Consider the following 21,909-nt stretch of genomic DNA (forward strand, 5'->3'; position numbering starts at 1 on the left):
TTACATAAATTTTTTTATGATTAAATTGAATTTTTTTCAACACAATGCGAATATTTAAAAAAATATTTAGTTTAACTAGAAGTGATAAACTAATAGTAATTAGGTTAATTAGGCACATCCAACTCAAAAAATAGTCCTGTACTAACGAACTTATGTATTATATTTTGAGTAAAAACAAAAATCAATTTCAATAAATAGTGATAAAATGTGGGATACGAGTAAAGATTATAGATTATTATTATGTGAAAAAGCCGTTGAATTATTCATTAAAACTATTGAAGGGGCCAATTTTAAGGGTAATTGGAATAAACAAAATGCACTTAAAAATGCAAGGGAGATGATACCAGAAATACAATCCCTGAATTATTCTTACCTTGAACCTCATGATTTAATCAATTCCCCAAAAATAGTTGTTCTTGAAGAAAAAACTGAAATAATCCAAGAATCATTAGGTGGAAAAGATTGGAATCGTAAATTTTTAGAACAAGTTAAAAGAGACGAAAAAGAAAAAGTGGAAGAATCTATAACCAAAGTTAAATTCTTTTTGAATACATTTAAAAATCTTAAAAACCGTTTTAAACTTGGCAAAATCAATGACCCCATTATAGGTATCGATATTAAAACTGGAAAAATTATGAGCGTAGGTAAACACCCTAAAACAGACACATTAATGGTTTGTAATGTAAATATAGGAGATAGGGCTATAACTGTCGTTACTAACGATTTAAGTGTAAAAGAAGGAAATAAAGTTGCTGTATCTTTATTACCTCCAGCAAATTTCATGGGTGTCAGTAGTGAAGGAATGTTTATTGGTGTGGATTCTGGAATACTAACTGAGTTCCAGGGAGAAATAGGTTCAATGCCAAAAGGAATTCCTTTAGAAGCTTTAAATGAAACAAGAAATTTAATTGAATCTTTTTTAAAATAATTTCCTAAAATATATAAAAAAAGGTTAAGATTACTAATTAGTATTAATAACCACTAATTTTGTTTTTGTCATATCTTCAACTGCGTATTTCACACCTTCCTTACCCATACCACTCATTTTAAAGCCACCAAAAGGCATGTTATCTGTTCGATAAGTTGATTGTTTGTTTATCAACACTGAGCCAGCTTCTAATATTTCAGCAGCTTTAAGGGCATTTTTTATATTTTGAGTAAATATGCCTGCCTGCAGACCATATTTTGTATCATTAGCTACTTTTAAAGCCTCATTAACATCTTTTACCCTAATAATTGGCGAAATTGGGCCAAATGTTTCTTCCTGTACCAGTTCCATTTGACTGTTAACATTATCCAGAACCGTAGGCATGTAAAAATTACCTTCCCGTTTGCCACCACATAAAAGCTCCGCACCTTCTTTTATGGCACTATCAACCCTATGTTCAACCTTAATCGCTGAAATTTCATCGATTAATGGGCCTACATCAGTTTTAGGATTCATTGGGTCTCCTACCTTCAATTGCTTTGTTTTATTAACAAAATCTTGCACAAACTCATCTGCTATGGAATTCTGGAGAATAATCCTTTTTACAGCAATACATACCTGTCCCGCATTTAAATATGATCCCATTACTGCTGCTATAACTGCTTCATCAAGTTCTGCGTCATCTAAAACAATTAATGGGTCATTTCCCCCTAATTCCATAGTTAACTTTTTCAAACCAGCTCTTTTAGAAATGGAAATACCGGTTTTAACGCTTCCAGTGAAAGATATTTTATCGATATTGGAATTTTTCACTATTTCGTCACCTACAACGCTCCCCCTTCCAGTAACAATATTTATAGCTCCTGGAGGTAAAAATTCTGAAAAAAGCTGTCCTAATTTAAGAACAGAAAGAGGGGCTTGTGTAGCTGGTTTTAAAACAATCGTGTTTTTAGCTGCAATTGCCGGTGCAATTTTGTGTAAAGCCAGATTCATAGGATAATTATAGGGAGTTATTGCCCCTACTACTCCTAAAGGTATTTTCATGGTAAAACCTATGAAACCTTTGCCACCGATATTAGCATCCAGTGGAATCGTTTCTCCATAAATTCTCTTTGATTCTTCTGCAGCTAACTCAATAGTTTGTATAGAACGTTTAACTTCTCCAATTGCGTCTTTAATTGGTTTACCAGTTTCCATTGTTATTAATTCTGCGAACTTCTTAAGATCGTTTTCTATTTCCCTGCTAATTTTAAACAAAATTTCAGAAATTTTTCTGGCAGATAAATCATTCATTGCCTTTTTAGCATTTTTAGCTGCTATTATTGCATCTAGCACATCTTTTCGGTTTCCTTCAGGAACTCTGTCTACCAATTCATTATTAAAAGGATTTTTGACATCAATTTTTTCTTTTTTATCAATTAATTGCCCATTGATTAACATTTCCATTTATTATACCCCTCTTAAAATATTTTAAAGATAAACTAAAATAAAACGAAAATTGATTAGCTAACTTTTTTAATAAAAATTATAAATAATATCTTTTTTAAATGAGTATTAAATTTAATATTCAGAAATAAGAATAATTACCTATTTTATTAAAGATATGATTCTTAGAATAAATTTTTAAGATTACTTATAGAGTTTGTAACATTTTCCACATCAGTTGTGTTTATCTCGTTACCTAGTCCAGTCAAGTAAGTTCGATAATAAACTGCAGCCACTATTGCAATTACAATAACTCCACCAAAAATTAGTATCATCTCTGCAGAGCCTTGTGCTCTTTCTTCATTAATTATTTTCATAATAACACCAACTAAAAATTTAAGAACATAGATGCAAAAGTTCCCACAAAATAGAAAATGGCATAAGCAGCTATTGCCAAAGGTATTGCAAATTTCACTCCTTTTCTAGCACTTCCATACATAATAACTCCAATCAAAAGTCCGGCAATTATGGAATGGATTATAATATATCCTCCTGCAGCAGTTACAGCAGATTCAAGTAAGGGGTTGGGTTTTCCTAAACTTTCTATAAACCCCGAATACACCATTATCATTCCTAAAGCAAAAGGTGCGGCTACTATGGCAGCAACTACCAAAAACATTACAGACATCATAACATTAGCCTTTCTTTCTCTTTTTAAAGCTAAAACAGCCCTTAAATCCTCTGCAACTGTTTCGATTACATCAGATAAACTTCCACCAGCTTTACGCCCTTCAAGGATCATACGGAAGGTTCTATCAAGATTTTTAGATTGTAATCGCTCACCCATTGACAAAATTGCATCTTCAAATGTTCTGCCTATCTTAATTTCGATAACTGCTCTTTTAAGTTCGTCGTTTAGAGGTCCTCCCCCATGTTTAGAAACATCTTCTAAGGCTGTTTCAAGACCCACCCCTGCACGAAGTAATGATGCGACCTGCCTTAAAAAATCAGGAGTCCCCTGTTCAACGGCGTCAACCCTGCGTTCCATTAAAAAGAATATATAAATCCCTATAATTGCCGGAGGAGCAACAAAACCTATTAAAAATCCTAAAATTGGATTTGATCCAAATAGGGCAAATAAAAATGAAGCAAGTATAGCCACTCCCAATGCAGTGAGCAAACCTAGAGTTATTAATTCAGAAGCTCTTACATACATCCCTGTTCTTATCAATATTTCTTGAATTTTAATAAGAAAGCGATTAGGTATTATGCCTTCAATGACATTAGATATTGGTTTTAAAACACCGGGAATAGCAGCCAATTTTTACACCTTAATATATTATTTATTAGTTAATAATATATAATCATTTATTATATTAATTTATTATAGTCGAATATAATGATAAGCAAGTCCAGAATTTTAGTTTTTAATTATCTTGAATTAATTTTACAAATTTAACTTTTTGAATTTAATTTTTTATAAAATCTAAATCATCTTATTTAACTTGGTCAAAACCTTGGCCCTATTTTTAACCAAGATGTCATCCTCAATTCTTACACCGAATTCTCCCTCAATGTAGATACCCGGTTCAACTGTTAGTACCATTCCTTTTTCAATTTTCAATTCCTCTCTTTTGGATAAAGAAGGACCTTCATGGACTTCCATTCCCAGTCCATGGCCAGTTGAGTGAATAAAATTATCCCCATAGCCATAATCGGCAATAACATCCCTTGCAATTTTATCCACATATGAAGCTTTTATTCCGGGTTTTATAATTTTAATAGCTTCTTTTTGGGCCTCTATGACTATAGAAAGTATTTCGTGCTGTTTTTCAGTTTCAACTCTGGTTCGGGAAATATCAGAACAATAATTATTATAAACCGCACCCCAATCCATCAATACCGGATTTTCTAAGGATTTTTGCTGGATATTGGCATGAGGCTTACTTGAAACGGTTCCAGATGCTACTATAGTCTCAAAAGCTGGTTTCAATGAACCTCCTACCATCATGTTATAATTTAACTCTGCGGCTACCACATTGTCTGAACCTTCCAACTGGGTATTTTTAAAAGCATTTTCAGCAATATTTATAGCCTTTTTAATACATTTTATTTCCTTTTTAGATTTAATTCGCCTAAAAGTGTCTATAACATCGGTTATCTTGATTTTAAAATCGTTTCTAATTTTTTTGCATACACCTAAAGGTATGGAATTTTCAACACCCAAAAAGGTCATTTTTTCATTTAAAAATCCATTTAAATTACTTAAAGAAGTGAATTCCTCAACAGAAAAATTTAAATTTGGAGGAACATCTTCAAAATCCATTTTGGAAATAAATAAAACAGGATCATCTTTTAATAATAAAACAGAAAAACTTGATGGTTTAAAACCAGTTAGATATGTGATATTTTCTGGTTTTAAAACAACCATAGCATCCATATTTTTAGAACTTAATTTTTCTAATATATTGTTAAGTTGCATTTAATTCTCCATAAGATTATAAATATTTTGTTTAGATCAATATTATAGCGATAAATTGACTTTTATTAAGTTCAAAAGTTCAGATCTAATTTTATCAGGAATTATTCTTGTTACGGGTTGAGGTATATATCCAAAATCAGGATCTTCAAAGGTTAATCCCATGAATTCAACCTTCCCATTGTATCTCGGAATAAAATGCCAGTGAATTTGAGGATTTGATGGACTGGATCGAAACGCAGCATTTTTAAAGCAACTCCAATTATACAAAGCAGGATTAAATATTTTTTTTAATGCCAATTCTAATTTTGAGACTAAACCACCAAAATCAACCCATTCTTCAGTATTCAATTCCATTAAATCATTACATTCCCTTTTTAAAACCACAACACAGGTTCCCAGATATCGCTGACTAGGAGCCAAAAAAATTGTCCAATAATCAGATTCACCAATAAAGTCGCCATAGGTTCCCAATTCACAGAATTCACAAATATTTGGCATTAATTAACTCCTTGAATTTTTACTATAACTATTTTATATCAATTATATTATAATTGGGAATAATTATAGATTTAAATCTAATTATTTTATGAACTAAATCTAAATTCAATTGGTAAAATAAATTACTCATTTTTATAAAACCGAATTATTAGGTCTAAAATTAGTTAAGTATACTCATAACTCAAATTGATGGATCATTAATAATTAACAGAACTGATAAAACTGAATTTAAGATTGAATTTAAAGAATTAAGATACCAAAAACAAATGCAACCACTTTTTTTCTTTTTTAGATATCTAATTGGTATAATATACACTTAGTTAGTATTCTTATTTGTGAAATTTAATGATTAATAAAAAAGGTTAATTATAGAAACCATTATATAGGTAACAAATTAAGGTTAGTAAAATATGGTAAAATTCACATCCAAAGAAATAAGAGATATTGTAATTTCCATGCTGGTAATAGCATTGGTATTTGCTTACGTATTCAGTAATAGAAATATTAATGTAGCCCTAACATTAATGCCCATTACATTAATTGCCGTGGGTTTAGGTTTTGTTTTACATGAATTAGCCCATAAATTTGTAGCTATAAGATACGGTTTCTATGCTGAATATAAAATGTGGATAGAAGGTTTGATCTTAGCTTTAGTTACAACCTTCGTGTTTGGAATTGTATTTGCAGCACCAGGAGCTGTTTATATACATGGATATCACATAAGAGATGATCAAAATGGAAAAATCTCCATTGCAGGTCCGTTAACAAATATTGCTCTAACTCTCATGTTTTTAGGGTTATTACTAACTCCATTTGCTTCGAATGGAATTATATTTGAGATAGGTTATCTGGGAGCATCAGTTAATAGTTTTCTTGCAGTGTTCAATCTGATACCAATCAGTGTTCTAGATGGTGCAAAAGTATTCCGATGGAATCCGTTAATTTGGATTGTTACTATGGCTATTGCATTTGTTTTCATGATAAGTTTAATGTTTGGATTACTAATTTGAACATACTTTAAGATATATGGTTTAAGTAAAAATCCGTTAACAGAAAGATTATCATCTTCTAATAAAATAATAAATAAGTGATGAATAGTTTCTCATAGTAAACTTTACTATAAATAACAAAAAAATTGAAGATTTGAGTGGTAATCAATGTTCTCAGATATTCCAGTAACCTATTTTGGTTGTACCCATAGATCTATTGCCCCTAAAGAGACAATAAAAAGGGTAGAAAATAAGCTTAAGGCTGCAGGGATTACTAGAATTGCTGAAATTACCCATCTTGACCGATTAGGAATACCAGTTTATTCAGCAATCCGTCCTTCTGCAGAAGAAGGTGCAGTAAGTATTTATGCTGGTAAAGGTGCTACCAAAAGTCAAGCCAAAGCATCAGCTATGATGGAAGCTTTTGAGAGATATTCTGCTGAAATTCAAAAAGAAGATTTATCAAAAAAATTTATTTCTGGAAATTTTAATGACTTAGAAAACTCTATAAATCCCGAATCGTTGATATTACCCCAAATTTCTTTTGATGCTGAAAAAACTGAATTATTGTGGGTTAAATCCATTGATGCGGGAAATGACCAGGAATTTTTAGTGCCGGCTAATGCAGTTTATCATCCATTCACGGCTCCTGATACTTTTAGTCTATTCAAGTCAAACACCAATGGACTTGCCTCTGGAAATGAATTGGAAGAAGCAATATTTCATGGGATACTTGAGGTTATTGAAAGAGATGCATGGAGTCTTTTTGAAGCAAAACGTGAATCAAAGCCTGAAATAGATTGTACTGATTCTGAAAATACTATAATAAGAGAGCTGGTATCTAAATTCCAAGAAAAGGGAATATCTGTTAAATTGGTGGATTTAACTGCTGATATTAAAGCAACCACTATTGCCGCGGTTGCTGATGATACTGTCCTGAAAGACCCTGCTCTTCTAACATTAGGAGTTGGAACCCACCTTGATCCTGAAATTGCCGCAATTAGGGCTTTAACTGAGGTTGCCCAGAGTAGAGCAACCCAGATACATGGAACCAGAGAAGACACTGTGAGGGCCGTTTTCATGAGGAAGGCTGGTTATGAGCGAATGAAAAGGATCAACAAGCATTGGTTTGGTGAATCTGAAAAAACCGTCTCATTGAATGGAATGAAAAACAGATCATCTCAATCATTTAAGACTGATATTGAAAATTCTCTTAAAATTTTAGGCAGAGAAGGATTTAAAAAAGTTTTATTTGTAGATCTCAGCCGCAAAGAAATAGAAATACCGGTGGTAAGAGTAATTATACCAGAATTAGAAGTTTTTTCAGTAGACCCCGGTAGAAAAGGTGTAAGACTGTTAAATTAACATTTAAAATCATCTTTTTACACAAATCTAAACACCCTTTTTGATAGGTAATCTATCTAACTTTTTTTAAAAAATTTTTTCCATTAACTAAGTTTTGGTCAAAAATAAGAAAAATTAAAATGTTGTTAAAATTATCTCAATATAATGACAAAAAAAATTGTTGTATTTACTGGCCCCTCTCTGCATCCTGCACAAGCTCTAAAAATATTAAAAGCAGAATATCATCCACCTGTTAAGCGTGGAGATATAACTACTGCTATACATAATGGGGCAGAGATAATAGGTATTATAGATGGAGTTTTCCATCAAGAACCTGCAGTTTCCCATAGAGAAATATTAGATGCTCTGAATAAAAATGTAATCATAGTGGGTGGTGCAAGTATGGGAGCACTTAGAGCCTCTGAACTGGATGAATTAGGAATGATTGGTGTTGGATACGTTTATAATCAGTATAAATCCGGTTCAATCGAGTCAGACGATGATGTGGCTGTGGTTTTTAATCCAGAAAATATGCAGCAGCTATCAGAAGCTTTTATTAGTATGAAGTATAATTTGGAAAAAACATTAAAACAAGGAATAATAACTAAAAATGAATTTAATGAAATAATAAGCCGATTAAAATCTACTTATTATCCTAAAAGAAATTACAACATTATTTTTAATGTATTAAATGAAAATCGTTCAAAGAATTTAAAAAAATTTTTAGATGAGAATAAAGTTGATGTAAAAACTAAAGACGCTATAGCAGTTTTAAAATATATTAAAAGATTGATAAATTTTGTAGATTGAATAAAAATCATTTTTATTAATTTACTTACCCGAGATTATTTACCAAAAATCATTTTTTTTACAAGTGGAAGTGGTGTAGTTTTTAATGAAGCTCAATGAAAAAATTGAAAGAATCAGGAATTCTTTAAGAAACAAAAAGGTTTTAATAGGTTTTTCCGGAGGTTCAGATAGTACTTTAATTGCAAAAATAGCTTCAAAAGTTTCCAAAGAAGCAATCGCTGTGACCATTGACAATGGTGTCCTACCATCTGAATGTGTAACCAAAGCCCGAGAGATCGCTCGAAAAGTTGGAATAAAACATGAAGTTATAGTGGAAAACTTCTTACAAGACAAATCTTTCCAATCAAATCCTCCTAACCGATGTTATATCTGTAAAAACAAAATGTACGCTAAGTTAAAAGAAGAAGCACTAAAATTAGGTGTGGAGGAAATTGTTGATGGAACAAATATCAGCGATTTACTAGAGGACCGGCCCGGCATCATGGTGACCTTTGATAATAAAGTATTAAGTCCTCTTTTATTGGCTGGTATGACTAGTGAAGATGTTATGGAAGCTTTGAAGTTAATGAATCTCGATTTTTCAAAATCAACTACTTGTCTTGCCACTCGAATTCCAAAAGGGCAGGAAATCACTACAAAAAAAATAAGCAGAATAAATTATGCGGAATCCCTTATTAGAAATATTTCCCAAATGGAAACAGTCCGGGTGAGAGATGATGAAGATACAACAACTATTGAGGTAGATGATCTTCAAAAAATATTAGATATCCAAAAAATCAATCATATTAAATCTGAATTAAATTCTGTTGGTTTTAAAAGAATAAAATTAGATATTAACGGTTATGATACTTATAAAAAAGATATTGTAGTTTATAAACCGTGCAAAGACGAGAAGAATAAGATTATGTTTGAAACTGAGCTTCCCTACATGATAGATATTGAAAAAACTTGCAAGTCCCTTTCCCTGCTCGGGGAACCTAAATGTTCCGTGGATATGGGTATAATCATGATAGAACTGGAAAATAAGAATATCACTATTTTTAAAAAGGGTAAAGTAGTTGCAAGACGAGTTGTGGATAAAGAAGATGCTGAGAATGTGTTGATTAATATTCTACCTCATATAAGAAGGATTGTTTAGTGTGACTAAAATTTGAACATGGATAAATTGAATATTGCTTAAAAACAGCACATACTTAGCTAGATTAATTTTTTGAGAAAATAATGGTACAATACTATTTAACTTGAATATTTAACAGTCCTATAGTTTTATACACACATTTTCATTGATTTTTCTGCGAAAACTGGTAATTTTTTTGAATATTCCTCTGTTATCTAATCCTTCAAGATACAATATATCTCCAATAATTCCGAACTCTTCTTCATCAACTGAAATTTCATTAATCTGGATTTCTATCTGAGATGCATCTTCAAGTGAATCATTAGTCTGAATGTTATAATCTAATATCATTTCCTGATGAGGATAAACCTCGGATATTGTGTCTTTCAAGTTGCTTTCCAGAACATTTAAAAGAGTTTCTATAGCAGGTAAACCTTCCCACCAACAGTGACCCATTAAAAGTTTAAGTTCTATAGTTTTTATTGATACTTCACCTGCATTTTTTGCAGCTACACGTATCCAATCTGTTCCTGCTGTTATTTTGAGAGTTAATTTATTAGTCATCTTAATCAGTAAGTGCTTTTATAAGATCGTGTGCTCTGACCAGTCCTACTAATTCCCCTTCAACATCAATCACTGGTATTTGCTCGATATTTCTCTGTTTCATTTTGCTTGCGCATTCTGTAACTGTTGTTCTGGTGGTGGCAGTTAAAAGATCATTGGTGGTAACATCTTTAACCTCTTTGTCTGAAAAGCGTAAATGGTTTTTTATTACATAAAGAACATTTTTACTGTCCCATGACCATTTATCCCCTTCCGTACCAACTGAAGTATTATGAACAGTTCTCTCAGAAACAACTTCACTCTCATTTATAAAATCAGTTTCAGTAAGAATCCCAGACAATTTACCATCTTTATTCAATGCCAGTAAAACCTTTAGATTGAAGTACCTCATTATTTCAAAAGCCACATTTAAAGGAGTTCTCTCCCAAGTAGTGGGAATCATCTTTATCATGTAATTCTTTACTGGATCCTTGATTTCTATTTTAGAAATAGCTTGTTCAATTAGATCATATGCAGTTACAATACCTATTAATTCATTTTTATCAACAACAGGCACTCTTCTTATATTGTTATCTAACATTTTTTTGGCTACTTCTTTAACATTTTCATCTGGACTTGTCGTTACAGGGTTTCTTGACATTATTAGAGCTATTTGTTCTTCGTCAGGATTGTTTATCAGATCTGTACGTGTAACTATACCAACCAGTTCTTTAGTTCCTTCTTTTACTACGGGTGCACCTGAAACATTTTTTTTTCTCATCAAACGCAGCGCCGTGGAACGGTTACCTGGAACTTTGATATAGTGTATATCCTTTGACATTATCTCTTTTACGAGCATTGTTACACCAACTAATCTATTAAGTCATCTAATAGTTTTATTTAATAAAAAAATTTAGTAAATAAATTTTATCTGTTTAATACGCTTAGAACAATTAATGAACTACCATTACAGGACAGGGTGATGATCTTACCACCTTTTCAGCCACACTTCCCAATAAAAATCTATCTAAACCATGCTTTCCAGAGGTTCCCATTATAACCAGATCAACATCCTCTTCCTTGATCATGTTGATTATCTCATCAGCTGGGGCTCCTTCCTTGGTTTTTAAGGTAATTTTAACCTCTTTATTGAATTCTTTATGAGATTCTTCTTCCGATAGTATATCAGAAATTTTCTCAAGAGATCGTTTCCCCTCTTCTTTCAACATCTCTTTTATTTTTACTATCAGATCTTCTGCAGGCAGTCCTGCGAGTGAAGATGTTTCAAGTACTGTTAAAACTATGACTTCTGCACCACTCTTACTTGCAATCCATATAGCATGTTCTGCAGCTTTGTCCGCGTATTTTGAACCGTCAGTGGGCAATAATATTTTTTTGTACATGAGTTCACCTCTTGGTAATATGTCCTAATACATTATTAATTTTAACTCCATATCGGGAAATAAAGTTTATTTTAATATTTATGATTATGATAATATGGATTATACAATTATTTATATTGTACTGCTTTGATGAAATGAAGTTTTAAGATATTGTCTGGAACCAAAATTATTAATATTGTATACAATATCCAATGTGTCATAATTATTATTTTTACATTTTAGAAAGAGTAGTTAATAATAGATAAATTATCAATTTATTCCATGTTAATTGAGTATATTGCCTCCACTTATCACAAATTTAATATTCTCTTTTCCAGTCCTATTTATAAGGGATAATATGGGATTGTGAGATATCTGTTTTACTATAATTAAATCTGCTAGCATCCCTTCTTTTATGCACCCTATATCCATATTCAATGCTTTCCCTGCATTAACTGTTGCCATCTTAAAAATTTCTTCTGGAGGGAAATATTCTTTATAATATCCCCTTGTCACTTTTAAAGAATATTCCATTTCCCGTAACATGTTCGGCGAGTTAAACATTACATTATCTGTGCCTAAAAGTGTATTTATACCATGATCATGTATTTCTTTTATAGGAGGAATACCTACATTCAAAACCCCATTAGAACGTGGACAACATACAATTGAGGCATCAGAATCTGCTAACAAATTTAAATCATCGTTCAATGGTGCTGTTAAATGAACTAACATGTTGAAACCATGTTTAAGCACCCTTGCAACTTCTGTAGAACCATTTTCATTTAAAGAACTTCTTTGAAGTTCTTCATATTCTGCTACATGTATTGCTGAAATTTTTCCTTGTTTTCTGCATTCTTCAGTGATAATTGAAGCCACATCATCACTAATTTCACCAAGACCACTGGGTGCTATCCCATCACAAGATTTAAGCAGTTTTTTAACAATTTTTCTTATAAATTCTCCACTAGTTTGATTTCCAATAAAAGAATCATGGCGACCTAAAACTATCTTTCGTATTGATAAATTCTCTGCCGCATCTTCTATTAATTTTATGCCCTCAACTCCACCTTCTCTGAAATCTACAAAAGTTGTAGTCCCCGTAGATATCATTTCCATTATTGATTCCCTGATTGATTTAATAATATCTTCTGGCGGAGTTTCAGCAAGCATCTTATGTTTTAAACCATTAGGAGGTTTAACAATTTGGGTTATGTCTTTTCCATCCCCTAAATCCTTAGCAACTGAATCACCTAAATGTATATGAGAATTAACTAAAGCAGGAGCTATAATAAAACCATTAGCATCGATTTTTTTACCTTTATGAATTTTACTAGTAGTAATTTCTGTAATCTGTTCATCTTCAATTAAAATACTAGCTTTTAATGGCTGCATCTTTTTACCATAAAGAAGCAGACCATTTTCAATTACAAACATGTGATGAATTATGTTCTCCCTTGTTATATATTTTCAAGATTTTATATCCAAAAAATTATTTACTGAAAATTTTAACTGGGTAAATTCAAAAAAGATGCGATACGGCCAAAAAATTGAAAAAAATGAAGAAAATTAATCTGAAAATTAAGAAATGAATGTTTCCAGTACTATATTATTTCTAAATTTAACGAAGTAATATTATCTTAAATGATTTGATTTAAAAAATTATTGATTGTGATAATCATTTAATGATTTAACATTAATTTCTCCTTCTTTAACATTTTCTATAGCATTTAAAGCAGCCCTAGCACCAGCCAATGTGGTGACATATGGTATCCCCAGTTCAACAGCCATTCTTCTAATAAAGTATCCATCATCTGCTGATTGCTTTCCAGAAGGAGTGTTAATAATGAGGGCTATTTCACCATTTAGTATTGCATCCCTAATATTGGGTGATCCTTGACTAATTTTTCGGATTCTATCAATTTTAACATGACCTTTAACAGCATCTGCTGTCCCCCGGGTGGCTAATAATTCAAATCCAAGTTCTTCAGCTTTTTTAGTTATATCCTGGATTTTGTCTTTATCCGCATCCCTGACACTTATAAATATTTTACCTTTAGTTGGTAACTCCATGTTGGCTGAAAGCTGTGATTTATAGTAAGATACGCCAAAATTTTCATCAATCCCCATACTTTCTCCAGTAGATCTCATTTCAGGCCCTAATACTGAATCTGCTTCAGGAAGTTTGATAAAAGGGAAAACAGATTCTTTAACTGCAACGTGATCTATTTTTATATCCTCAGTCAATCCTAAATCAACTAATTTATATCCGATCATTAATTTTGCAGCTATCTTGGCCAATGGTATACCCACTGCTTTACTAACAAAAGGTACGGTTCTACTAGCTCTTGGATTTGCCTCCAAAATGTATACCTTATTTTCATCATCCAGCTTAACAGCATATTGAATATTCATTAAACCGATAACATCAAGTTCTAATGCTAATTTTTTAGTATAATCCTTAATAACATCAAGTACATTATTAGAAATACTTTGAGGTGGTATAACACAAGCAGAATCACCAGAATGTACTCCTGCTTCCTCAATATGTTCCATTATTCCACCAATGAAAACTGTTTCTCCATCAGACAATGCATCTACATCCACCTCTATAGCATCTTCCAAAAATTTATCTACTAAAATGGGGTGTTCGGGAGATATTTTAACTGCTTCCTTCATATATTCCTTGAGTTCCAGATCATCGTAAACTATCTCCATAGCCCTACCACCCAATACATAGGATGGTCTTACCAGTACCGGGAATCCAATACGTTCTGCAACTAATCTGGCTTCTTCAAAAGAGTTTGCAATTCCATAATCTGCCTGAGGAATATCTAAATGTTCCAGAACCTTGGTAAATCTTTCTCGGTCTTCAACCCTATCTATGCTCTCATGGGGAGTTCCTAATATACTTACACCTTCCCTGGCCAGTGGAACTGCTAAATTGATAGAAGTTTGACCACCAAACTGAACAACAACACCTTCCGGTTTTTCTTTGTCCACTATAGCCATAACATCCTCCAAGGTTAGTGGTTCAAAATATAATTTATTAGATATGTCATAATCTGTAGAAACAGTTTCAGGATTATTATTTATAATAATAGTTTCTACCCCTTCATCTTTAAGTGCCAAAGCAGCGTGAACACAACAATAATCAAATTCTATACCCTGACCAATTCTTATAGGCCCAGCACCAATAATTATTACCTTTTTATTATCAGATACAGTAATTTCATCTTCTAATTCATAAGTACTATAGTAATAAGGCGTTTTAGCTTCAAATTCAGCAGCGCAAGTATCTACCATTTTATAGGTTGGTATTATTCCTTTTTCCTTCCTGTAGGAAGTTATATCTGCCACATCCACTCCAGTTAACTCTGATATTTTTTTATCAGAAAACCCCATCTTTTTAGCTTTTCTTAGATTATTTTCATCAAAAATATCGCCCTTAAGATTTTTTTCAAAATTGATGATGTTCAGTAATTTATAGAGGAAAAATTTGTCTATTTGAGTCATCTGATGAATTTTGTCAACTGAAACTCCTGATTTTAGAGCAGTATATATATGGAATATCCGTTCATCTGTAGCTTTTTTAATGAGATCTTCGTCATATTTAACCTCGTCAAATCCAAATCTTCCAATATCAAGAGATCTTATTGCTTTATGGAGAGCTTCTTCAATTGTCCTGCCAATGGACATTACCTCTCCAGTGGATTTCATTTGAACTCCTATTTCTTTACTTATACCTTTGAACTTGTCAAATGGCCATCGGGGAATTTTAGCAACAACATAATCCAGAGTAGGTTCAAAAGAAGCTGGTGTTTCTTTAGTAATATCGTTTTGAATTTCATCTAAAGTCATACCAATAGCAATTTTTGCAGATATTTTGGCAATAGGATAACCAGTTGCCTTTGATGCTAAGGCACTACTTCTACTAACACGAGGATTCACTTCTATTACCTTATATTCACCAGTATCAGGATTAACTGCAAATTGAATGTTACATCCGCCCTGAATTTTAAGCGCCCTTATAATCTTTATTGAAGCATCTCTCAATCTGTGATTATCTATATCGCTTAGGGTTTGAGCAGGGGCAACCACTATACTTTCACCAGTATGTATACCCATTGGATCCAGATTTTCCATGTTACAAACAATTATACATGTATCATTTTTATCCCGCATAACCTCATATTCAAATTCTTTCCATCCAATAACTGATTCATCAATGAGAACTTGATTAATAAAGCTCATATCCAATCCACGGGTTGCCACTTCTATCAACTCTTCTTCGTTATGGGCAACACCACCACCAGTACCTCCTAAAGTAAAAGCAGGACGTACGATAATAGGATATCCAATCTCATCAACAGCTGCTAATGCTTTATCTAAAGAATCAACTGCTCTACATTTAGGGATGGGTTCATTTAATTCCATCATAAAGTTACCGAAAAGATCCCGGTCCTCAACATTCCTAATAGTTTCAACTGATGAACCAATAACTTTAATTCCTTCTAATGCTCCTATTTCAGCCAATCCCGTTGCCACGTTTAAACCGGTTTGTCCACCCATAGTAGGCAAAACAGCATCCGGTTTCTCCTTTTCAATTATTTTAGCCACAATTTCTGGTGTAAGAGGTTCAACATATACACGGTCTGCTGTATCCATGTCAGTTTGAATAGTTGCAGGATTACTATTAACAAGTACTGTTTCTATTCCTTCTTCCATTAAAGATTTACAGGCTTGTGACCCTGAATAATCGAATTCAGCGGCCTGACCTATTTGAATAGGGCCGGATCCTATAATTAGCACCTTTTTTATATTATGATCTTGCATTTACATCCCCGTATTTATTATTTTTATTATTACGCTATTTACTCCATTAATGTACATTTAAGTAATTTTTCGAATTAAAGTAATTTTAATACGATTTCATTATATCCACAAATTTATCAAAAGTATAATCTGTATCGTGAGGTCCTGGTCCAGCTTCAGGGTGGTACTGCACACTGGTGATAGGTAATTCTTTGTGTTTTATTCCCTCAACAGTATGGTCATTCAAATTAATCTGAGTAACTTCAAGTGGAATTTCTTTAACTGAACTTTCTTGAACAGAAAAACCATGATTTTGAGATGTAATTGAAACTTTACCTGAATTTAAATCTTTAACTGGTTGATTTACACCTCTATGACCAAATTTCATTTTGTATATCTTCGCACCGAAGGCCAGAGATATAATTTGTTGACCTAAACATATTCCAAATATAGGTAATTTTTCTGAAAGTTTTTTTACTGATTCTATTGTTTGAGAAACACGAGCAGGATTTCCAGGCCCACTTGAAACCAGCACCGCATCTGGATCAAAATTAAGTAGTTCATCATAAGGAGTATTATAAGGCAGTAATATAACACCTACCTCTCTTTTGAGAAAAGCGTTTATACTATTATTTTTTATCCCACAATCAAGGACTGCGATTCTATGTTTGTAATCCTCGCCTAAAACCTTGGGTTCTTTTACACATACCATGTCCACTAAGTCCAGATCTACAATGGAGGGCTGATTTTTTGCAAGTTCAAGAAGTTCCTCGTCATCTATATCTTCAGTAGCAATAACTCCCTTCATAGCCCCGTGTTCTCTTATTTTGATGGTAAGAGCTCTGGTATCAATCCCTGAAATTCCAGGAATTTTATATTCCTTTAAAAAATCAGATAAACTCTGTTGTGATGAAAAATGAGAAGGATTTTGACATAATTCTCTTACTATAAAACCATCAGCTTGTATCCTGTCTGATTGAAACCAATCACGATTAATCCCATAATTTCCCTGTAATGGGTAAGTATTCATTAATATTTGACCTTTATAAGAGGGATCAGTGAGTGATGCAACGTAACCAGTCATTCCGGTTGCAAAAACAACCTCCCCTGTTTTTATTGTATTATAACCAAATCCTTCTCCTTTAAGTATTGTACCATCTTCTAAAGCCATCTTTGCCTTTGTTACCATCCAATCACCACAATTATAATATATACTGCATTTTAAACCTTTAACTAACTATTGCCAAGTTATATTCTTTAGTCTTCTACAAATGTTGATAAATTCCTAATAAGATTTAGATTCTATTAATGTTTTTTAGAGCTATGTCATTTAACATCTAATTTAATCACTATTAACATTTTTTAAACATCTATACATTAAAACTGCGTCTTCTCCATCCTCATAATATCCTGGAACAATTTTTTCTTCATTAAATTCCAAGCTTTTATAAAAGTTTATAGCCCCTTTATTTTTAGCCCTTACCTCTAATTTAATATTTTTTATATCATACTTTTTGAAGATTTGTATGGCTGTTTCTACCAAATTTTTTCCAACATTTATTCGTCGATTTTTTTCATCCACAGCAATGGATATTATATGACCTTCATCTTCAAATCTGATCCAAAATATAATATATCCTACAATAATATTATGTTGCTGAGCAACCAAAAATCCTGCACCTAAATTATATATATCCTTCAATATACTTGCAGGGTAAGGATCATTAAAGGACATTCTTTCAATTTCTAAAACCCTTTTAAGATCAGGTAGCCGAAATTCTCTAATAATCATATAATCTCCAGTGGTAAGATGTGGAAAGATTTCTCGTGTTATATTATCAATAATTACTCAGATGCAAACAAGATAGTGGAAGTTGGAGTGGGAAACTTCATTAAAGTAGCCCAAAACTTACAAAAATATTTAAATAAGGATATAATCATGACCGATATTAAACCTTGCCATCACACGATCACAGAAGATGATGTAACCAGACCAGATCTGAAAATATATGAAGGATCTACCCTGATATATTCCATAAGACCACCCACAGAGCTTCACCAACATTTAGCAAATTTAGCTCTTAAAACCGGTTCAGATCTGATAATAAAACCATTATCAACGGAATTTATAAATATCAATAAAATAAATTTAAAAAAATCTAAAAATAATGAATTCAAGTTAATTAACTATAAAAAAGCAAGTTTTTACATGATGTGTTTCAAATGAAATGGCAGAATCTTAGTATAAAAGATACACTAAATAAACTAAATACTACAGAAAATGGTTTAACTAGTGAAGAAGCCAATGAAAGGCTTTTAAAATATGGAAAAAATGAATTAGTCGAAGAAAAAAAGGACGGTCCTGTTAAACTGTTTTTAATGCAATTTAAGGAGATATTAATACTCTTACTTATTGTAGCTGCCATAGCAGCTTTTTTTGTAGGAGATCAAATAGATGCAATTGTTATCCTATTTGTAGTTGTCATCAATGCCATAGTAGGATTTGTTCAGGAATATCGTGCTGAAAAGGCTATGGAAAAGTTAAAAAGCTTAATCTCCAATGAAGCTGTGGTGATACGGAATGGTAAAAAACAGAAAATTTTATCGAATGAGCTTACATTAGGAGACATAGTAACTGTAGAAGAAGGAGATAGTGTTCCTGCAGATTTAAGGATAATAAAAAGTTCAGATCTTCGAATAGATGAGTCTGCCCTAACTGGAGAATCTATGCCAGTTTCTAAAAATGAAGAATTAATAGAATCTGAAGAAAATAGAATAAACAACCTGGCCTTGATGGATTCTAAGGTGGTATCGGGTAATGGTAAAGGGGTTGTTGTAGAAATAGGAATGAACACCAGCATAGGTAAAATAGCAGAGATGATTCAAACCGAAGATGCAAAAACGCCTCTACAAGAAAAAATAGCAGGCTTAGGAAAAACATTAGGTATTATTGCTGTAGTAATATGTGGATTTGTATTTGCCCTTCAATATTTACAGGGAATACCTCTGGTTGAAACTTTTATGACCGCTGTTTCTCTGGCTGTTGCTGCGGTTCCAGAAGGTTTACCTGCCATTTTAACGCTCACACTGGCGTTGGGAATGCAGAGAATGGCTAAAACTAATGCAGTGGTTAGAAAACTTTTAGCAGTGGAAACGTTGGGATCATGTTCAGTCATATGCACTGATAAAACAGGTACCTTGACAAAAAATAAAATGACTGTCCGAGAGACCCATATAACCTCCTCAAAAAGGGTTTATGAAATATGTGCATTATGTAACAATGCCCATCTATCAAAAGGTAAAGTTATTGGGGATCCTACTGATGGAGCCGTGCTAATGTTTGCCCAAGATAATGGATACCAGCAAGAAGAACTGGAAAAAAAATATCCCCGAGTATCTGAAATTCCTCTTGACAGTAACCGGAAGAGGATGACTACCATAAATGATATGGATGGATCTAACTATCTTTTAACCAAAGGTGCTCCTGAAATCATCTTAAAACAATGCAATAGAATAGAACATGAAGGAGATATAACTGAATTATCAGAAGCTGTGAAGGGGGAAATTTTAAGTGAATTAAATCAAATGACGGGTAATGCTTTGCGGGTTCTAGCTTTAGCTTATCGTGAAATAAGTGAGGATGAAAATCTTTCTGATAAAGAAGAGTTAGAAAAGGATCTTATTTTTGTTGGATTGGTAGGTATGATGGATCCTCCCAGAAAAGAAGCTGCAGAAGCAGTTAAAATATGTCAAAAAGCCAATATTAGGGTGATAATGATAACTGGAGATCATAAAGATACTGCTGCGGCTATTGCTAAAGAAATTGGTATTTTGACCGAAGGAAAAGTAATAAATGGACCTGAACTTGATAAAATTGATGAAAAAGAATTTGAAGAAATGGTAGATGATGTTCAGGTTTATGCCCGAGTTTTCCCAGAACAAAAGGTGAGAATTGTAGAAGCGCTCCAGAAAAAGGGAAACATTGTTTCCATGACTGGTGATGGAGTAAATGATGCCCCTGCATTAAAAAAAGCAGCTATTGGTGTTTCCATGGGTACGGGTACTGATGTTGCTAAAGAATCCTCTGATATGGTGCTTCAAGATGACAATTTTGCAACAATTGTTAAGGCTGTGAAAGAAGGAAGAACCATCTTTGATAATATCAGGCGTTTTGTGAAGTTTCAAGTTTCAACCAACGTGGGTGCTATTTTGACCATTGTGTCAGCTTCCATTCTGAGTTTTCCCATACCGTTTAACCCTATTCAGATATTATGGATCAATATAATAATGGACGGTCCTCCCGCCCAATCATTGGGAATCGAACCTCCTGAAACTGATATTATGGAAAGGCTTCCTGAAAAAGAGGACATACTACCTAAAAATAACCTTTTAAGAATAGTATTCGCAGGTATTGTAATGAGTATAGGAACTTTAGCACTTTACTATTTCCAACTTTCCAGTGGAGTAGAAACCCTGAAAGCCATGACTGTAGCATTTACAGTTTTTGTTATGTTCCAGATATTTAACGTATTTAACTGTAAATCAAAATCAGGTTTTTCCAATAGATTCCTTATCATCGCGGTTGCTGCATCTTTTCTCCTGCAGCTCTGCGTAATATATGTACCATTTCTACAGGGAATATTTAGAACGGTTGCATTATCACTGATGGATTGGGTTTTAATATTGTTAGTGGCCTCAACCATTATCATAAGCGAAAAAATAGTAGAGAGGATTTGGTAAATGAATGGTCGGATGTCTAAAACAAAAGATGCATCAATTATGGTAATGTCTGGAACCAAAGATGCATACGACATTATAAAAAGGTTGTCCCAACTTAACAAATTCAAGATTCTGGCCACCACCACCACAGAATATGGGGCAAAAATTGCAAAGGATTCAGGAGCAGACGAAGTAATAGAAGGCGGATTAGATCAAGAAGAAATGGAACAAGTGCTAAAAAATAACGATATCAAAACCGTGGTAGATGCAACACATCCTTTTGCTTCAAATGCTACAAAAAACGCCATAAATGCTGCTCACAAAGAAAAAGTAACATATATACGTTTTGAAAGGCCTAAACTGAAAAAAATGAAAAATAAACATATTTATACTGCTAAATCCTTTGAAGAAGCTGTTAAAATAGTCTTAGGTTTACTTGAAAGTTCCTCTGGTGACGAAAAAATAATGCACTTAGCTGGTGTTTCAAATCTGGAATATATACTAAAAAAAATTGATAGAAAAAAGGTATATGTAAGGGTGCTACCTGTGCTGGATTCAATAAATAAATGTCTAGATCTCGGTTTAAGCCAGGAAAATATAATTGCAATGCAGGGGACATTTTCAAAGGAATTTAACATGGCTTTAATGAAAGAATATGGAGTATCCCTTATGATCACAAAAGAAAGTGGTTTAACTGGAGGTACTCCCTCTAAAATTAGTGCGGCTCTAGAACTAGGTTTAGATGTAGTGATTATAGAAAGGCCAGAAATTGGGGGACTCAGTGAAGAAAAAGTTTTTAATGATATTAACCACTTAGTAAACCATTTGATAAAATAGATAAATTGAAATAGTATTAT

20 protein-coding genes are annotated in these 21,909 nt (G+C 32.7%); 8 read left to right on the forward strand and 12 right to left on the reverse strand.

The window, feature by feature from the left end:
- The first annotated feature begins 205 nt into the window (after positions 1 to 205).
- Positions 206 to 928, forward strand: a complete 723-nt coding sequence (locus CIT01_02640) for a tRNA-binding protein (protein ID AXV37176.1) — start codon at positions 206 to 208, stop codon at positions 926 to 928.
- 33 nt (positions 929 to 961) lie between these two features.
- On the opposite strand, the gene CIT01_02645 is transcribed toward CIT01_02640, so the two are convergent.
- From CIT01_02645 to CIT01_02665, 5 genes are all read right to left on the reverse strand, one after another.
- On the reverse strand, positions 962 to 2,374 hold the full coding sequence (locus CIT01_02645; protein AXV37177.1) for a lactaldehyde dehydrogenase: 1,413 nt from the start codon (positions 2,372 to 2,374) through the stop codon (positions 962 to 964).
- 164 nt (positions 2,375 to 2,538) lie between these two features.
- The gene (locus tag CIT01_02650) at positions 2,539 to 2,730 is read right to left on the reverse strand and encodes a class III signal peptide-containing protein (protein ID AXV37178.1); all 192 of its coding nucleotides are present in this window, start codon (positions 2,728 to 2,730) and stop codon (positions 2,539 to 2,541) included.
- Positions 2,731 to 2,741: 11 nt separating this feature from the next.
- On the reverse strand, positions 2,742 to 3,674 hold the full coding sequence (locus tag CIT01_02655; protein ID AXV37179.1) for a type II secretion system protein F: 933 nt from the start codon (positions 3,672 to 3,674) through the stop codon (positions 2,742 to 2,744).
- Between the two features lie 165 nt (positions 3,675 to 3,839).
- A complete protein-coding gene (locus tag CIT01_02660) occupies positions 3,840 to 4,835 on the reverse strand; it encodes an aminopeptidase (protein AXV37180.1) in 996 nt (331 codons plus the stop codon).
- A gap of 42 nt (positions 4,836 to 4,877) precedes the next feature.
- Positions 4,878 to 5,333 carry an HIT domain-containing protein gene (locus tag CIT01_02665; protein AXV37181.1) on the reverse strand — a complete coding sequence of 152 codons (456 nt, stop codon included), beginning with the start codon at positions 5,331 to 5,333 and terminating at the stop codon, positions 4,878 to 4,880.
- A gap of 410 nt (positions 5,334 to 5,743) precedes the next feature.
- Here CIT01_02665 and CIT01_02670 point away from each other — a divergent pair, with 410 nt between their 5' ends.
- The 4 genes from CIT01_02670 to CIT01_02685 all read left to right on the forward strand — a co-directional run bounded on the left by CIT01_02670 (position 5,744) and on the right by CIT01_02685 (position 9,614).
- Positions 5,744 to 6,343: a site-2 protease family protein gene (locus CIT01_02670; GenBank protein ID AXV37182.1), complete on the forward strand. Its 600-nt coding sequence runs from the start codon at positions 5,744 to 5,746 to the stop codon at positions 6,341 to 6,343.
- Between the two features lie 147 nt (positions 6,344 to 6,490).
- On the forward strand, positions 6,491 to 7,687 hold the full coding sequence (locus tag CIT01_02675) for a methanogenesis marker 1 protein (protein AXV37183.1): 1,197 nt from the start codon (positions 6,491 to 6,493) through the stop codon (positions 7,685 to 7,687).
- 144 nt (positions 7,688 to 7,831) lie between these two features.
- Entirely contained in the window at positions 7,832 to 8,476 is a 645-nt protein-coding gene (locus CIT01_02680; GenBank protein AXV37184.1) for a TfuA domain protein core, read from the forward strand.
- 85 nt (positions 8,477 to 8,561) lie between these two features.
- Positions 8,562 to 9,614 carry a TIGR00268 family protein gene (locus CIT01_02685; GenBank protein AXV37185.1) on the forward strand — a complete coding sequence of 351 codons (1,053 nt, stop codon included), beginning with the start codon at positions 8,562 to 8,564 and terminating at the stop codon, positions 9,612 to 9,614.
- A gap of 120 nt (positions 9,615 to 9,734) precedes the next feature.
- Here the strand turns inward: CIT01_02685 and CIT01_02690 are convergent, their stop codons facing one another.
- The 7 genes from CIT01_02690 to rimI form a co-directional block, all read right to left on the reverse strand.
- Positions 9,735 to 10,157 (reverse strand): hypothetical protein, encoded by a 423-nt coding sequence (locus CIT01_02690; protein AXV37186.1) that lies wholly within the window; start codon positions 10,155 to 10,157, stop codon positions 9,735 to 9,737.
- Between the two features lies 1 nt (position 10,158).
- On the reverse strand, positions 10,159 to 10,995 hold the full coding sequence (locus CIT01_02695; protein AXV37187.1) for an inosine-5-monophosphate dehydrogenase: 837 nt from the start codon (positions 10,993 to 10,995) through the stop codon (positions 10,159 to 10,161).
- A 94-nt stretch (positions 10,996 to 11,089) separates the two neighbouring features.
- A complete protein-coding gene (locus CIT01_02700) occupies positions 11,090 to 11,539 on the reverse strand; it encodes a universal stress protein UspA (protein ID AXV37188.1) in 450 nt (149 codons plus the stop codon).
- Positions 11,540 to 11,803: 264 nt separating this feature from the next.
- Positions 11,804 to 12,955, reverse strand: a complete 1,152-nt coding sequence (locus CIT01_02705) for a hypothetical protein (GenBank protein ID AXV37189.1) — start codon at positions 12,953 to 12,955, stop codon at positions 11,804 to 11,806.
- A 225-nt stretch (positions 12,956 to 13,180) separates the two neighbouring features.
- On the reverse strand, positions 13,181 to 16,354 hold the full coding sequence (locus tag CIT01_02710) for a carbamoyl phosphate synthase large subunit (protein ID AXV37190.1): 3,174 nt from the start codon (positions 16,352 to 16,354) through the stop codon (positions 13,181 to 13,183).
- Between the two features lie 85 nt (positions 16,355 to 16,439).
- Positions 16,440 to 17,522 (reverse strand): carbamoyl phosphate synthase small subunit, encoded by a 1,083-nt coding sequence (locus tag CIT01_02715; protein ID AXV37191.1) that lies wholly within the window; start codon positions 17,520 to 17,522, stop codon positions 16,440 to 16,442.
- Between the two features lie 153 nt (positions 17,523 to 17,675).
- Positions 17,676 to 18,125, reverse strand: coding sequence for a ribosomal-protein-alanine N-acetyltransferase (rimI, locus tag CIT01_02720; protein AXV37192.1), 450 nt, complete (start codon positions 18,123 to 18,125; stop codon positions 17,676 to 17,678).
- Between the two features lie 18 nt (positions 18,126 to 18,143).
- Here rimI and CIT01_02725 point away from each other — a divergent pair, with 18 nt between their 5' ends.
- The 3 genes from CIT01_02725 to cobK are packed head-to-tail and all read left to right on the forward strand — an operon-like array spanning position 18,144 to position 21,889.
- On the forward strand, positions 18,144 to 18,560 hold the full coding sequence (locus CIT01_02725) for a hypothetical protein (protein AXV37193.1): 417 nt from the start codon (positions 18,144 to 18,146) through the stop codon (positions 18,558 to 18,560).
- A complete protein-coding gene (locus CIT01_02730) occupies positions 18,548 to 21,073 on the forward strand; it encodes an ATPase (GenBank protein ID AXV37194.1) in 2,526 nt (841 codons plus the stop codon). The genes CIT01_02725 and CIT01_02730 overlap by 13 nt, the downstream gene beginning before the upstream one ends.
- A gap of 12 nt (positions 21,074 to 21,085) precedes the next feature.
- Entirely contained in the window at positions 21,086 to 21,889 is an 804-nt protein-coding gene (cobK, locus tag CIT01_02735; protein ID AXV38702.1) for a precorrin-6A reductase, read from the forward strand.
- Positions 21,890 to 21,909: the final 20 nt, after the last annotated feature.

The sequence above is a fragment of the Methanobacterium sp. BRmetb2 genome (genome assembly GCA_003491285.1).
Lineage (GTDB): Archaea > Methanobacteriota > Methanobacteria > Methanobacteriales > Methanobacteriaceae > UBA117.

What these genes read in the sequence shown, in the direction of transcription:
- CIT01_02640 (AXV37176.1), top strand. Translation starts at nt 206, where the DNA reads ATGTGGGATACGAGTAAAGATTATAGATTATTATTATGTGAAAAAGCC.
- CIT01_02645 (AXV37177.1), bottom strand. Translation starts at nt 2,374, where the DNA reads ATGGAAATGTTAATCAATGGGCAATTAATTGATAAAAAAGAAAAAATT.
- CIT01_02650 (AXV37178.1), bottom strand. Translation starts at nt 2,730, where the DNA reads ATGAAAATAATTAATGAAGAAAGAGCACAAGGCTCTGCAGAGATGATA.
- CIT01_02660 (AXV37180.1), bottom strand. Translation starts at nt 4,835, where the DNA reads ATGCAACTTAACAATATATTAGAAAAATTAAGTTCTAAAAATATGGAT.
- CIT01_02665 (AXV37181.1), bottom strand. Translation starts at nt 5,333, where the DNA reads ATGCCAAATATTTGTGAATTCTGTGAATTGGGAACCTATGGCGACTTT.
- CIT01_02670 (AXV37182.1), top strand. Translation starts at nt 5,744, where the DNA reads ATGGTAAAATTCACATCCAAAGAAATAAGAGATATTGTAATTTCCATG.
- CIT01_02675 (AXV37183.1), top strand. Translation starts at nt 6,491, where the DNA reads ATGTTCTCAGATATTCCAGTAACCTATTTTGGTTGTACCCATAGATCT.
- CIT01_02680 (AXV37184.1), top strand. Translation starts at nt 7,832, where the DNA reads ATGACAAAAAAAATTGTTGTATTTACTGGCCCCTCTCTGCATCCTGCA.
- CIT01_02685 (AXV37185.1), top strand. Translation starts at nt 8,562, where the DNA reads ATGAAGCTCAATGAAAAAATTGAAAGAATCAGGAATTCTTTAAGAAAC.
- CIT01_02690 (AXV37186.1), bottom strand. Translation starts at nt 10,157, where the DNA reads ATGACTAATAAATTAACTCTCAAAATAACAGCAGGAACAGATTGGATA.
- CIT01_02695 (AXV37187.1), bottom strand. Translation starts at nt 10,995, where the DNA reads ATGCTCGTAAAAGAGATAATGTCAAAGGATATACACTATATCAAAGTT.
- CIT01_02700 (AXV37188.1), bottom strand. Translation starts at nt 11,539, where the DNA reads ATGTACAAAAAAATATTATTGCCCACTGACGGTTCAAAATACGCGGAC.
- CIT01_02705 (AXV37189.1), bottom strand. Translation starts at nt 12,955, where the DNA reads ATGTTTGTAATTGAAAATGGTCTGCTTCTTTATGGTAAAAAGATGCAG.
- CIT01_02710 (AXV37190.1), bottom strand. Translation starts at nt 16,354, where the DNA reads ATGCAAGATCATAATATAAAAAAGGTGCTAATTATAGGATCCGGCCCT.
- CIT01_02715 (AXV37191.1), bottom strand. Translation starts at nt 17,522, where the DNA reads ATGGTAACAAAGGCAAAGATGGCTTTAGAAGATGGTACAATACTTAAA.
- rimI (AXV37192.1), bottom strand. Translation starts at nt 18,125, where the DNA reads ATGATTATTAGAGAATTTCGGCTACCTGATCTTAAAAGGGTTTTAGAA.
- CIT01_02725 (AXV37193.1), top strand. Translation starts at nt 18,144, where the DNA reads ATGTGGAAAGATTTCTCGTGTTATATTATCAATAATTACTCAGATGCA.
- cobK (AXV38702.1), top strand. Translation starts at nt 21,086, where the DNA reads ATGTCTAAAACAAAAGATGCATCAATTATGGTAATGTCTGGAACCAAA.